The organism is Candidatus Nanosynsacchari sp. TM7_ANC_38.39_G1_1, assembly GCF_004138385.1.
The window spans coordinates 1-13,650 of sequence record NZ_PQNZ01000018.1 but is presented as its reverse complement, the minus strand read 5'-3'; the positions used below and the strand labels follow the sequence as shown (position 1 = coordinate 13,650).

Here is a 13,650-nt window from a genome sequence, read left to right as displayed (position 1 = left end):
AAGCATGACGACCGCGATTTTTTCTGCTGGAGCTTGGAGCAGTTGGTGGCAGAAAAATGGCAAATTACAGAGCTAAGCTTCGACCTGCACGAATCATCTCTGGACGACGAATACAAAATCATGACGACATACGAGCAGCGATGGCTGAACGAGGGCAAGGCGATTAATTTTGTGAAAGCTACGCGTTGATGTTGTGCTATCGTACCAGTGGACGCGGGTTAACCCTCGCTAGCACCCTGCCAAGCAATGTCAAACAGGCGCGTTTGCACCGAGGCTAGGCTGGCGTTGTCGATAATTACTCCGTGCATAGAGTTATATTTGTCCAGGGTAATAATAGCCATTTTACTGGCATACAATATTGTGTAGCAGCCGTCGTCTAGTTTTGGCCCGGCTAAGTAGCGGCTATCCGCCAAGCCTGTTGTCGCGCGCAGGGGCTTGGCGTAGCGCAAGACGCGTACTCGTAGGTTTCGTTTGGCGCGTTCGCGGCTAAAATTCGGAAAGTTGTTGTACAGATAACGGCTGACGCGCGGCGAGGAAATTACGCGGTACAGGCTAACCTTTTGCAGGCGGCAAGTACTCAATATATCGCGCAAAATATTTGCCAAGCCTTCGTCGCCCTCGTAAAATGCCGCCATATGCCGGGTTTCGGCGATTTTGTTTGCGGTTCGCAGGTGGACAATGTACTGATCAAGCTGCTGGTTGGCTACCTGTAAAACTTGCTGCTTCTCGCGTAAAATTTCTGCCAAGACAGCTGGATCTTCGGCGCGATAGCGCAGCTGTTTGCCTTGGGTGACGCTGTTGACAAGTCCGGCTGCGCGTAGGCTTTTGATGGATTCATAGACGCTGCCGCGGTTAATATTTGTTGTTTCTGCGATGGCTCGCAGCGAACTATTAGGAATTGCCAGCAGCGCCTCGTATACGCGTTTGTCACGAATAGACAAGCCAATAATCGAAAAATCCATATCTGTAATATAGCATAAAAAACAAAATTGTCATAAAAAATCAACCATTTTGTCTGGAATCGGCAGCAGCGGTACGATATGATTTGCTGGTAACGAAAGGAGAATTTTATGGCAAATATTGAAAGATTTGATTCGGGTAGTAAAGACTCAAGCGTAAGTGTCTTGACGGGCGAAAGTGCGCGTACTCTTTCGATTCGCGGTGTGCCTGGGGAACAGTTTGATGTCTTGTGTAAAGAAGTACTGATGAGCGAAGGAGAAGAGACTATAGGTAGTATTCTTCGCAAAATTATTGATGAATACACCAAAGAAGTCTTACGAGACCCAGAGTTTCTAGAGAAAATCAAAGAAATCTTACGAGACTCAGAGTGTCGAAAGGAAATGGGTAGACTGGTTGTTCTCTTAGAGATATACGGCCAGCCGGATAATCAGGATTACGCTGAATAGTGCAAGATAGCAATTATTGCTATAATACAAACAATAGATAGGGGGAACATGAATTTTCAAGATTATTCGCAAAAAGCTATTTCAACGCTAACGAGCGATCACGCCTACGGCGATATCAGCGCTGATTTGATGGCGCAAATACTAGGTTTGGCTGGCGAGTCGGGCGAGGTGATGGAAAAGTTCAAAAAACTAATCCGCGACAAGCAGGGCAAACTAACTGCCGATGATCGCGCGGAAATTATCAAGGAGTTGGGTGATGTCCTGTGGTATGTCAATTCGGCGGCGCATTTGCTCGGCTCTAGCTTGGAAGAGGTGGCGCGGCTTAATAACGAAAAGCTAGCCAGTCGCCAGCAGCGCGGCCAGCTGCATGGCAGCGGCGATAATCGGTAAAACTCTAAATCTTCAGATGCTGCCGCAGCCACTCGTCAATGGTGCCAGCGCCCATGCAGAGGACTAGTTTGCCTAACTCGCGGTCAAGCATGATAGACTTCCACAAATCATCGTTGAGGCTGGCAATATGTACTTCGGGGCGGGTGAGGTTTTTGGTTAAGTCTGCAGGCGTCAGTATCGGTAAATCCGGATTCTCGCGCGTCAAATATGTCGGCAGCCAATATACGCTGTCAGCGTAGCGAAAAACTTCATTTGTGTACATTGATTGAATTTCGTGCTGGCGGACATTTTGGTGCGGCTGGTAAACAAGAGTTACTTCACGGGATATTTCGTGCGCCATCTGCAGCGTAGCATATATTTCGGCTGGATGGTGGCCATAATCGGAGTACAGTCCAGGCGCCAAGCGTTCAAATCGCCGCTGCGTACCAGGAAAATTCTCGACGGCAACCTTTACGATATCAGGATTACCCAGCTTTAGCCGCTCGCAGGCTTTGGCAACCAGCGTGGCGTTGGCTCGATTATGCCAGCCTGGAATGCGAAAACTTTTAACTTCCTCGTCTTTGAGTACCCAAGATTTATTAACTGGTTCTAAACCGGTAAGAGTGTCCTTCTTCCAGAGAATAGATAGTTCGCTTTGTCCGAGAAATTGTTGGAAAGCTCTGGTATAAGCGGCTTGAGTTGGGTATGTATCTGGATGATCGTAATCAATAGAAGTAATCAGCGAAAGGTATGGGCTGAAATGCAAGAAGTTGCGATCGAATTCATCGCACTCATATATAAAATACTCGCTGTTCGGCGCGTAGTGCCCGCTCGGCCCAAAACTGATAGTGGTGCCAATTGAATAACTGATTGGGACGCCGAGTTGGCGCAGCACCCAAATCATCATACCGGTAGTTGTTGTTTTGCCATGAGTGCCAGCAATAGCGATCATCTTGAGGTTCTTTTCGCTCATAATGTAGCGCAGCAGCTCGTCGCGCTTAGCTGTGTAAATGCCTAATTTTTGCGCTCTCACTAGTTCTGGGTGGTCAGCGGGCAAGGCGGCGGTGTAAACGAGCCAGTCGATACGGCGCTGCTTATGGCAGTATTCTAGGTAATCGCCAGACTGGTCATTAGTGACGACAATGCCGCGCTGCATTAATTCGCTAGTTTCTAGACTCGAGTGCGCGTCCGAGCCTTGTACGCTATGTCCGGCGTCATGAGCTAATTCAGCTAACGGTCCGATAGCGACGCCGCCAATGCCAGAGAAATAAATATTCATACTTCTACTATAACGCAATCAAGCTGCTCGTGGTATACTATTAAGTAATGAAGGGCGGGAATAATGGCTGATAAACGCGCGGCGAGGCGAAATCTTCGGCGTCTTGAGCGAGTCAAGACCTGGCAGCTGTTGATTTTGTTTGTGCTGGTGTGTTTTGTAGCGGCAACTTTTTTGCGTATTAATAATGTTGGCATGATACAGCGCCGCAGTGCTGTGGCGACAGCTGACAAATCAGGCAACGAAACACAAATATTTAATCGTCTGCAAGATTTGCAGCGTTACTCAACCACGCATATGAATGCCAGCAGCGGCGTGATTTATCTACAGCATCAGTATGAGCGCGACTCGCAAGCGGCTATCCAGAGAGCTTCGGCGGCGTCGTCCGAGAACGCAAGAGTTCATGCTCAGGCTGAAGCAGTTTGCCACCCGCAATATAGCGGCTGGTCGATGGCTTATATTCAATGCTTTGTTAACGAATTATCAAAATATCCCACCTCTGACAAACTCAAAGACCCAGAATTGCCCAACACTGAACTATACCGCCACGAATATACGTCGCCGCTTTGGACGCCTGATTTTGCTGGCTGGTCGATAGTTTTGGCGGTAGTGATTTTGGTAGTTATAGTACTGCGTTTGATTAGCCTTGTAATATTACACCTATTATTGCGCTATAAATATCGAGCTGCTTGACTGGTACGACTAGGGGTGTAAAGTGTTGACACTCAATGCAGGTTACGATAAGCTAACAGATGTAAACCAATACTAATAGGAGGTATAAAACAATGGCTTACAAGCACACGAATTCAAAGGGCGTCACTTATTATCTACACAAAACTGAAGTTACACTTCGCGGCGGCAAACCGCAAACCATCTACTTTTTCACTAAGGTAGAGAAAAACGAAAAAGGCGAGCCGTGCGACTTGCCAGAGGACCGCGTCGTTAAAGAAAACCCGCGCAATGGCTTTCTGACAGTTTCTAAGAAGAAATAAATTTTGCTGTTTTTTAAAACCCTCGGCTTGTCAGCTGAGGGTTTTTTGTGGTGGCGAAGTGCTTGCGTTTAGATAGTAAGTTTGCTACTCTAGATATGTAAACAAACAGGTGCACAAAATTACCTCCCCGATTACCCTAAGGGAGGTTTTTTGATTTCTGTGGTTGATTATGGTGGTGGGGGCGGTTGGGATCGAACCAACGACCAACAGGTTATGAGCCCGCTGCTCTAACCCCTGAGCTACGCCCCCATTGCTGGTATTATAGCGTAAAATCATTGTGACGTACAGATTATTTATTGACTGGCTTGATTTGCTTATGCTACTATGTCAAGTATATAATCCAAATGAGGTAGGAGTATATGAAAATACACAGGAGAAATATCAAATATAAATATCGCCGTATTGGCGTTGGAATAACCGTATTCATTGCGGCATTAAGTTTGGTGCTGGTGAATTTGCCGCGAGCTCAGGCGTCGCAGCTTAACAAAAAGTACTCTTTTATTAAAACCAATTACACCGTCCCAACGAGTAATGTCGCGTGGGTAGCGCCGAATGGCAACGACACCTCAGGTAATGGTTCCGAGGGTTCGCCGTACGCTACATTCAAGAAAGCTCTCAGCTCTATTAGTAATGGCGGCACGGTAGTCGCGAAGTCGGGTATTTATCGTGAACCGCATTTTTTCATCTCTGGCGATAATGTGACTATTCAAGCGGCGCCGGGGGCAGAAGTTTGGCTAAAGGGCAGCGATGTCGTAAATTCATGGACTAGTGAAAATGGCATATGGAAAACAACTGGGAATTATCACAACTTCTGTCATGTTTGTACCACAAATGCCAATCCAAGCGTTGAAGGTGCTGCGGCCTACCCAGAACAGGTTTTCATTAACGATGAGCCGCTAAAGCAGGTTAAAACCAAAGCAGAGGTGACACCTGGCAGTAATACTTTTTATGTCGAAGACAACACTCCTACTACGCTCAAAACCCCTAACAATAATGCAGACGGCTATAATATTGGCCAGCAAGATGCGATATCTTATTATATTGGCAAGAATCCAGCTAGCGGCGTAACCGAGATATCAGAGCGGGCGCGAGCTTTCACTAGTACTGGCAAAAACGTTTCCGTGAAAGGCATTAACGTTGCTCAGTATTCGCCTGTTCAGGTTTGGGGTTTTAAGGATCCTTACGATCCTGCCGCTGACAGAGGGGTTTATTCGGGTCCAACTGCGGTGAGTATTAATGGATCTGGCTCGCTAGTTCAAGATATGATTGTCACCCAAAGTGCAAGCCAAGGCCTGTTCTTTAACAAGGCAGAGTCGTCGACGGCGCGCGGCGTAAAGGCGATAGATAATGGCGGCTCGGGAGTTGGGGCTAACAAATCCCATGGTACAACGTTTGCTAACGGCGAGCTGTATGGCAACAACGCGGAAGGTTTCTTGACGATTGGCTGTGGAGCTTATTGTACGATGGCTGATATCAAAGTTACGCATACGCGAAATTTCACATTCCGCAATAATATTGTTGATTATTCTCGCGACACTAAAGCGTATTCTACTGCTGCCAACGCTAATAGCGAAGGTATGATTGGTTTTTGGTGCGACGAGGGTTGCGTAGAAACGAAAATCGTTGGCAACTTCTTTACTAATTCTCCGCTTGCTATCATGTATGAGGTTTCTGGTAATGGTATAATTGCCTCTAATATAATCGAGAGCTCCGGTACGGGCATTCGCGTAGCTGGCAGCGACGATGTTAAGGTGTATAACAATACCATATCTCGCACTTATCGGCCAATATACATATTTGAAGACAGTCGTATTGACGGATGCAATTATTGGAAAGGCGGGTCCTGTGTAGCTAACGAAAGCTGGTCGCAGGGACTGGATCTGGATTGGAATACTTCGGGCGTTGAATTGTATAACAACATTGTATCTTCGCGGCCGTTAGCTCGAACAGAGGATCTTTCTGGCAGTAATTATCAGCGCGCATATTCACTGCGTGTTGAAGGATCTCAGAATGATCAAAATAGACCGTATGTCGATGCCAACGATATGCTCAAAGGGTTTGATTATAACGTATATTACCGTAACGAGTCAGACGATATAAATTTGTCGGTGTGGGATTTCAAACAGATTCCTTCAAAGACCGATACGGTTATAAGCAGAGCTTCTGATATCGCGAATAATCCAAAATTGTCGAACTCGATTGACGGCCGCGATGCGCATTCGCTTGATACTTTTGGCTCGCGAGCAAATAATCCGTATTTCGTGAAAGAAGCAGCAAATAATAACGATTACAAAAAGAGCAATTACAATCTCAAACCAGGTAGCCCAGCTATCAATAAAGGTAAACCGTTATCTAGCGACGTAGCGCAAGCGATTGACCCAACAGGCAAAACTGTTAAAGCTGGCGTACCGGTAAATGTTGGTGCTCTGGTTAATGTGCTGATGGATGCGACGGGCGGGCAGACTCCGCCGACACCTCCAGTAACTGTCAATATTCCTGATGCTGGCCTCAAGGCAGCTATCAATAAAACGCTTGATAGCAATCGTCCGAGCACTCAGGATATCACAGTGGACGAGCTAGCTCAGTTGACGCAACTTACCGTAGACGGCGGTGTCAAAGTCAAAAATCTAACAGGCCTCGAGAAGGCAACTAATTTGCAAGAGCTGAAGATCGACAATAACGAAGTTGCTGATTTGGCGCCTTTGTCATCGTTAGCAAAATTGACCAAGTTGACAATGACAAATAACAAAGTCGCGTCGATCGAACCGTTGGCGCATTTGGCTAACTTAAGCGTACTTTTAGCGTCTGGTAATCCGATTGCTTCGACCAAGCCGCTAGCTAATCTGACGCATTTGACACAAGTAAGTGTAGATAGTAAATCGACAGCGTTTGATATTTCTGATTTTGCCAAGAGTGCGGGCACCTTGACGACATTGCAGTTGTCTGGTGCTGATAATGGTACGCCGCAGTTAGTGCATAGCGAAGTTCTAAAGCAACTTACTAAAGTAACGACTCTCCAAGTATCGTCAACCTCGTTAACCGATAACGATCTGAATAGTATTGGCGCGATGACGCAATTAACGTCGCTGCAAGCAGACCGCAGTAATATTAGCGATATGTCGTTTGCGGGCCGCTTAACTAAATTAACTAAGCTTGACGTTTCTAATCAGCGTGTCCGTATGAGTACAAATACAACGCCGTTTGCATCGCCGCTCAAAGATGTATCGGGTACGGCTGTTGCTATAACCAACAGCGCTGATTTGGCTAATGATGGGGCTGGTCGTGTCAAAATTGTCTCGCCAATTTATGATAATAATACTCATGAGTTGTCAGCAACTTGGGCTAAGAATGTTACAGTTGGCACTGTTACCGCCCAATTCAACGGTCAACTAACAGTGTCTGCAACGCTGCCAAAAGCTGATAAAGCTCAGCTCCAAGCGCAAATTGATCGCGCGAATAACTCTGCAGATTATATCAAAGCAGATGCGGCGGTAGCCAGTGCGCTGTCAGCTGCGAAAAACGTTGTTGCTAAACCAAATCCGACACCTGCCGAAATTAGCCAAGCGACAAACGATCTCAAGCAAGCACTTGACGCCGCAATAGCTAAAGAAACGGCAGCTCAAGCGGCCGCACGGACAGCGGTTGATAAGGCAAAAAACAGTAAGTCGCCTGCTGATATTCGCGCTGCAGAGGCACTTTTAGCGCACGTTCAGGATACAGACAAGAAATCAGCGATGCAAGATGAGCTCAACGCCGTCAAACAGGAAATTACCGATGCGCGGACAGCCTTATCGAAATTGATTGACAAGGCGAAGAACACGCCGACGGATGGTCTAGCGGCCGAGACTGTTGCTGCTTTGAATACCGCAATTGCTGCAGCTAAAGCAGTCAATAACGACCAAGAGTCAACTGTGGCGCAGCTCACTGAAGCCAAAACCAAATTGCAATCAGCTCTTGATAACCTCAAAACTGATAAGACAGCGCTAGCCAAAGCTATAGCGGATGCTGACAAAGAGCCAGTTTATATCAAGAACGATTCAGCGGTTAAAACTGCCCTGCAACATGCTAAAAATGTTTATGCTGCGGCTAATCCAACGCCAGCAGAAGTTAACACAGCTGTCAATAATTTGAAGTCGGCAATTAATGCTGCTAAAAAGAAAGAAACTGATGCTCAAATGGCTGCTGCCAATGCGGTTGCGGCAGCAGAAGGTGCTAAAACGGCACAGTCGATAACGGCGGCTCAAACTCTCGTTGACGCTGTCCAGGACGCGTCGGTTAAATCTGCTCTGCAGGTGCGTCTTGATGCTGTATCGCAGCAGCTCAGCAACGCTAAACAAACGCTTGGCACACTTATTACTAAAGCTGAGGCTGTAGATATGACTGGTATGAGCGCTGACACTGTCAATGCGCTAAAGGCTAAAATTAAGCAAGCTAAACAAGTTTACAATGACGCTTCAGTATCAGTGATGCGCCTGCAAACGGCGGCGTCAGAGCTGCAGGCGGCTCTCGATGCCTTGCGGCCAGACAAGACTACTTTGCGCGACGTGATTGCTCGGGCGGAAGCGCAGCCAGCGTATATCCGAAACGATCCTGCAGTCAAATCTGCTTTGCAGCATGCCAAGAACGTTGAGGCCACTGTTAGCTCGACGCCAGCTGATATTAGTTCCGCGATACAGCAGCTCAATTCGGCAGTTACTGCCGCTCAGAAGAAAGAAGCTGACGCCCAGGCGGCCGCGCAGGCAGCTGTTGCCGATGCTGAAAGCCAGAAAACTGCTCAGTCTATAGCGCATGCGCGAACACTAGTCGATAAAGTACAGGATCAAGCCGTTAAGACAAACCTTCAGGCGCGCCTAGATGCGATTGTTGTCCAAACCTTTGTCAATAAGCAAACAATTCGCCAAGCAAACAATACCAATATTACGCTGTCTACCTCAGGCGATAAATGCTACAACATCAAAAACGCTACCGCGGTAGGGCAGCCGAAAAATATTCCGACTGGCTATCAGATGCAGGGCTCGGCCAAGTTTACGATCAACTGTGACGGACATGCGCAGCCAGCGGTTGGGTATACTACCAAAATTACTCTCGAATTATCGCGTATCTACAAAGTTAATCGCCTAAAAGTAATCAAGTACAGTATTAATGGCGCTAATGCTACCGATATTACCGAGAAAGTCGCATTCAAAACATCAGTCGATGGCAAACGCACTATTGTTGAATACTCAATTACCGACGGCGGCTTTGGCGATATGGATAAGACCGCTAACGGCGTTATCGACGATCCGGTTATAATTTATGAGCGGTCGGAGAATACTACGCCAGCTAATGGTGGTAATCAACCTGGAGCTCCAGCAAAGAATGGCAAGACTACCGCTAACAGCGGACGCTTATCTGAAACTGGCGATAGCCTATACGGTTATATTATCGGTGCTGGCGTGTTGGTGCTAGGCGGCGCTGCCGGCGTATACGCTATCATCCGTCGTCGCCAATAAGAGTCGTTTTATCTCGCTATCTCGATTATCGCTCATGGTTTATAATAGTTGATAGATGAAACTTGTTGAAAGATTACGCCAACAACTGCATTATATCTGGTTCAATTACGCGAACTTTAATGGATTGGTGCTGTTGTTGGCGATTATCATTGCGATTAGCTGGGTGATGGGTACAATGTCGACGATCCAGACGAACTTTAGCGCCCAACGAGCGCTTGACGAAAAAAAACAACAATTACGGCTGGCGCAGCTAGAAGTAGAGACGCTGAAATACGAACAAAATTATTATAAGAGCGATGAATATAAAGAGTTAGAAGCGCGCAGTAAGTTAGGTCTGGCAGATCCTGGCGAGAAGCAGCTAATACTGCCAGAGAATAGCGCTGCAGTGAAATCTCTTGACGGCCAGGACGATAACTCATCGTATATTAAAACAGCTCCACGCGGCAATACGCCTGCCGTGCACAAGTCAAACTTCCAGCAATGGATTGATTTTCTGACTGGCAAAACTGCTGCTTCGCGCTTGCAGAAGTGATACGTAATTTGCTATAATAGTACCCGTATCGCGGGGTGGAGCAGCCTGGTCAGCTCGCTTGGCTCATAACCAAGAGGTCGCTGGTTCAAATCCAGCCCCCGCTACCAAGAAAAAAGCTCAACTTCTAGTTGAGCTTTTTTCTTGGTTAACTGACTGGTTTAAGCTAATTTGCTGGCAGCGACCCGAATAGCTTCACTCCAGCTCAAGAAAACGTGCGGCGTGTCTGCCAAGTCTTTGGCGGTTAGGCCGTGCCGCACAGCTAGGGCGATTTCGTGGATGCTATCGCTAGCATTCGGTGCGACAATAGTACCGCCGGCTATAACGCCTTTCTTGTCGCATACTAGTTTGACGAAGCCGTCGCGGAAATCGCTGGTATTTGAGCGGCCGATGATTGATAGCGGTGCCATAGCTTTGTTGATTTTGAGGTCGCGTTTGATACAATCGTCTTCGGTCAAACCAACAGATGACACTTCTGGGAAGGTGAAGGTTGTCCGCGGCGTAGCAGTATAATCTGGCGCGATTTGATTCTTTGAAAAAAGGTTATGAGCAGCAATCCGCGATTCTAGCAGTGCAGTATGCGTGTGCTCAGAGTTGCCGATAATATCCCCAGCTGCATAAATGTGGCGAGCGCTTGTCTGTAAATATTCGTTAACATGGATGCCGGTTGGGTCGTATTGGACGCTGGCGTTCTCTAATCCTAAATCAAGGTTTGGCCGACGTCCAGTCGCCACCAAGATATCCTCGACGCGTACCGACTTTTCGACACCGCCGCGCAGGAATGATACGCGGTAGCCGAGTCCGTCTTTGACCGCTGCGACTGTTCGTGTTTGCGTCAATGACGTAATGCCTTTATGCTTCTTGAGGTAGGCTTCTAGCAGCTCGCCAACTTCTTCGTCTTCTTTTGGTAAAATGCGGGCAGCGATATCAGTCAAATAAACCCTAGTACCGAAAGTAGCCATCAGCTGTGCGATCTCGACGCCAACGCTGCCAGCACCTATGATGTAAAGGCTCTTCGGTGGACGCATCGACTCTAAGATGGTGCGCGCTGTCAAAAATGGGATTTCGTCTAATCCTGGTACTTCTGGAGCTACCCAGTGCGAACCCGTAGCGACCAAGAATCTTTCGGCGCTGATGTGCTTGCGTCGAACGGAAATTTCATTGGGCGACAGAAAGTGGGCGTGTCCAGTATAGGTAGTAATGCCTTGGTTTTCGTAGAATTTGCGATTACCGGCAGCCCCAGTTCGCTTAACGGCGAGGTCTTTCCAGGCGCGAATACTCGGATAATTGTAGCCAAGCGTATTAGAGCGTAAGCCGAACTTGGCGCCGTGGCGTGCTTGATCATAGAGGTGCGCGACGTGTAATAAGGCGTTGGTTGGTACATCGCTCCAGTTAGGCGAATCGCCGCCAAAGGTGTCTTCCTCGATAATCGCTACACGCGCGCCATTGCGAGCGGCGATAGTGGCAGCGGCTGATCCGCCAGCTCCGCTACCGATAACTATTAAATCGTAATCAAATTTATTGTGTCTCTTCGCCATTCATGTCTCCTACATCATTTTTTTGTGGTGTTTATATAAATATGCTGCGTCAGGATGATTATGTTCTAGAAATCGTCCAGCTTGCGCGCGAATATCGGTGGTGGTGATATCTGATTTTTGGCCGCTCCAAGCTTCGACCTCGCGAGCAGCTTGATCGGCTAAATTGCGGGCTAACCCTTCGGGGCTTTTAGCGCTAAGGCAGGCGGCGTACAGGCTAGCGCGCAGCTTTTTGGCATCGAAATCTTCTGGCGGGCGTTTGCCTCGTTTGAAAACGGTAACTTTCATATAGCATTCACCTGAATGATTAAGTCGGAAACAGTATTAACGTATATATAAAAACCGAGGATAATCAAACCCAGACCGGCAGCGAATTGTAAAAAGTATTTGTTTTGTTCGCGCCAGCGCTGGATGCGGCTCAGTTGGCGTCCGCTGCCAATCAATAGGGCAACTATGAGCAGCCCGAGCGAAGCAGCTAGCGTATAACCTGCTGCGCCAACGATTTGCCAAATCGGCGGCAGCCCGATGATGGCGCAGGCTGCGGTAATGATTGGCACGATAGTAAATAGTAGTTCTGCAACAACGCTAGTCAATCCTAGACTAAACGCTTCGGCGGCAAGGCTGGCTTTGGCGGTGCGTTTACGCAAGAATCGGGCAAAACTGCGTGAAATCCACAATTCGGTACCTTCGGTTTTACGATAGTAAAAAAGGATAACTGCCAAGCCAACGATCATCAGACCGGCAGTCAAAGTGATCCACAACAAATTACTGTGCGGCGCGAATACACCGATAGCATAACTAGCGAAGCTAACACACAAAAGCGTCATAGTGAAGGCGCCAGCTACAAAGCTAAATAGCAGCCGTAACGTGCGCCGAGCGGCCAGCTTGCGTCCTAAGGCATGCCCCGATAGAGATGTAGCCATACTAACGCTTAACTGAAAGCTAGCGTGGATAAGTCCTGCCAGGGCGATGATGCTAACAGCGATGAGAGTATTCATGTTTGTCTTGATAATCCTTATCTTATTTATACCATAAGCGGTCTGGCGAAGTCAAAAGATTTTGTAAAAAGCTATTGCTTTTTTGGCAAGTTTGTGTTATACTAAAAGTATAAGTAATTAACTTATACAAAAAGGAAAAATAAAAATGGAAGTCACCGAATCAAATAACTCATTACATAACGAGAATGCCACCTGGAATCGGCCGCGTACAACGGTTGAACTGCGCGAATTTATTAATCGCCGTAATGACCTGTTAGACGTTGAGGATTTTGCGTTTTAGCGGCAGTTTAAGCGCAAAGAAAAATCCCCGCGGCAAAGGCGGGGAGCTTTCTTTGGTAGCACTGACTGGGATCGAACCAGTGACCTTAGGCTTATGAGTCCTACGCTCTAACCAACTGAGCTACGCTGCCACAAGACTTGTTAATTTTAGCAAATTTAATTCCAAAAGTCAAAAAGTAAAAGTCGCGCTCTAGATGTTAGTGGCGCGACCATTTCCTTAACAAGGTTCCACTGGCGATAGCGCGAGCTGACGCAACTTAATGCCAGCCTCATCGGCAAGTTTTTTTGACCAAACAAACTTCTGGTTACCTTTTTTTAATTTGGAATCATCGAGATAAATCACTTCTTTAATACCGGTTTGAATAATCATTTTCATGCATTCAAAACACGGATACAAAATGACATAAATCCGGCAACCATGCAAATCCTGCGTAGCGTTCAAAATAGCATTGGCTTCAGCATGAGCGACATAAAAATGCTTGTCCTCGCTATCCCATGGTACTAAATCTTGATCAATTCCCCGTGGTGCGCCATTATAGCCAGCGCCCGCTACAGTGTTTTGTGGAGTAACAATAATCGCCCCAACTTGATAATCTGGATCTGGTGAACGTTTAGCAATCGCCTGTGCCATCTCCATAAACACCTCGTCCCATGAGGAACGATCTTTACGAATATTCATAATCTTTCCTTCTTTTTTACAAAATTAATGTATAATACTATCCTTATCATACAAGATTGTTTATCAAAATCAAATATCATGAAATGTAGATCAAC

Annotated in this window: 13 protein-coding genes, 3 tRNA genes and 1 pseudogene; 9 read left to right on the top strand and 8 right to left on the bottom strand. The window is 47.0% G+C overall.

Annotated features, from left to right (window positions below):
* Positions 1–189: pseudogene (locus G1ANC_RS04010) on the top strand (tRNA (guanosine(46)-N7)-methyltransferase TrmB); the annotation flags it as partial.
* Positions 190–218: 29 nt separating this feature from the next.
* On the opposite strand, the gene G1ANC_RS01985 reads toward G1ANC_RS04010, so the two are convergent.
* Positions 219–962 carry a TrmB family transcriptional regulator gene (locus G1ANC_RS01985; protein WP_129693356.1) on the bottom strand — a complete coding sequence of 248 codons (744 nt, stop codon included), beginning with the start codon at positions 960–962 and terminating at the stop codon, positions 219–221.
* 108 nt (positions 963–1,070) lie between these two features.
* Here G1ANC_RS01985 and G1ANC_RS01980 point away from each other — a divergent pair, with 108 nt between their 5' ends.
* Positions 1,071–1,406 (top strand): hypothetical protein, encoded by a 336-nt coding sequence (locus G1ANC_RS01980; RefSeq protein WP_129693355.1) that lies wholly within the window; start codon positions 1,071–1,073, stop codon positions 1,404–1,406.
* Positions 1,407–1,454: 48 nt separating this feature from the next.
* The gene (locus G1ANC_RS01975; protein WP_129693354.1) at positions 1,455–1,796 is read left to right on the top strand and encodes a nucleoside triphosphate pyrophosphohydrolase family protein; all 342 of its coding nucleotides are present in this window, start codon (positions 1,455–1,457) and stop codon (positions 1,794–1,796) included.
* A gap of 4 nt (positions 1,797–1,800) precedes the next feature.
* On the opposite strand, the gene G1ANC_RS01970 is transcribed toward G1ANC_RS01975, so the two are convergent.
* Positions 1,801–3,054, bottom strand: coding sequence for a Mur ligase domain-containing protein (locus G1ANC_RS01970; protein ID WP_129693353.1), 1,254 nt, complete (start codon positions 3,052–3,054; stop codon positions 1,801–1,803).
* A gap of 63 nt (positions 3,055–3,117) precedes the next feature.
* On the opposite strand from G1ANC_RS01970, the gene G1ANC_RS01965 reads away from it, so the two are divergent.
* Positions 3,118–3,744 (top strand): hypothetical protein, encoded by a 627-nt coding sequence (locus tag G1ANC_RS01965; RefSeq protein WP_129693352.1) that lies wholly within the window; start codon positions 3,118–3,120, stop codon positions 3,742–3,744.
* Positions 3,745–3,836: 92 nt separating this feature from the next.
* Positions 3,837–4,043 (top strand): hypothetical protein, encoded by a 207-nt coding sequence (locus G1ANC_RS01960; protein WP_129693351.1) that lies wholly within the window; start codon positions 3,837–3,839, stop codon positions 4,041–4,043.
* Positions 4,044–4,216: 173 nt separating this feature from the next.
* Here G1ANC_RS01960 and G1ANC_RS01955 read toward each other — a convergent pair.
* A tRNA-Ile gene (locus tag G1ANC_RS01955) sits at positions 4,217–4,292 on the bottom strand.
* A gap of 110 nt (positions 4,293–4,402) precedes the next feature.
* Here G1ANC_RS01955 and G1ANC_RS01950 point away from each other — a divergent pair.
* The 3 genes from G1ANC_RS01950 (at position 4,403) to G1ANC_RS01940 (ending at position 10,174) form a co-directional block, all read left to right on the top strand.
* The gene (locus G1ANC_RS01950) at positions 4,403–9,535 is read left to right on the top strand and encodes a leucine-rich repeat domain-containing protein (RefSeq protein WP_129693350.1); all 5,133 of its coding nucleotides are present in this window, start codon (positions 4,403–4,405) and stop codon (positions 9,533–9,535) included.
* A gap of 55 nt (positions 9,536–9,590) precedes the next feature.
* Positions 9,591–10,067, top strand: a complete 477-nt coding sequence (locus G1ANC_RS01945) for a septum formation initiator family protein (protein ID WP_129693349.1) — start codon at positions 9,591–9,593, stop codon at positions 10,065–10,067.
* Positions 10,068–10,096: 29 nt separating this feature from the next.
* Positions 10,097–10,174, top strand: a tRNA-Met gene (locus G1ANC_RS01940).
* Positions 10,175–10,225: 51 nt separating this feature from the next.
* On the opposite strand, the gene G1ANC_RS01935 is transcribed toward G1ANC_RS01940, so the two are convergent.
* From G1ANC_RS01935 to G1ANC_RS01925, 3 genes are read right to left on the bottom strand one after another with little or no spacing between them, the layout of a single operon-like run.
* Positions 10,226–11,602 (bottom strand): NAD(P)/FAD-dependent oxidoreductase, encoded by a 1,377-nt coding sequence (locus tag G1ANC_RS01935; protein WP_129693348.1) that lies wholly within the window; start codon positions 11,600–11,602, stop codon positions 10,226–10,228.
* Between the two features lie 9 nt (positions 11,603–11,611).
* Positions 11,612–11,887, bottom strand: a complete 276-nt coding sequence (locus tag G1ANC_RS01930; protein WP_129693347.1) for an ATP cone domain-containing protein — start codon at positions 11,885–11,887, stop codon at positions 11,612–11,614.
* Entirely contained in the window at positions 11,884–12,597 is a 714-nt protein-coding gene (locus G1ANC_RS01925) for a hypothetical protein (protein ID WP_129693346.1), read from the bottom strand. The genes G1ANC_RS01930 and G1ANC_RS01925 overlap by 4 nt, the downstream gene beginning before the upstream one ends.
* A 145-nt stretch (positions 12,598–12,742) precedes the next feature.
* Between G1ANC_RS01925 and G1ANC_RS04205 the strand changes: the two genes are divergently transcribed.
* Entirely contained in the window at positions 12,743–12,877 is a 135-nt protein-coding gene (locus G1ANC_RS04205; RefSeq protein WP_256371594.1) for a hypothetical protein, read from the top strand.
* Between the two features lie 53 nt (positions 12,878–12,930).
* Here G1ANC_RS04205 and G1ANC_RS01920 read toward each other — a convergent pair.
* Positions 12,931–13,004: transfer RNA gene (locus tag G1ANC_RS01920), tRNA-Met, on the bottom strand.
* Between the two features lie 89 nt (positions 13,005–13,093).
* Positions 13,094–13,555, bottom strand: a complete 462-nt coding sequence (locus tag G1ANC_RS01915) for a dCMP deaminase family protein (protein WP_129693345.1) — start codon at positions 13,553–13,555, stop codon at positions 13,094–13,096.
* Between the last annotated feature and the right edge of the window lie 95 nt (positions 13,556–13,650).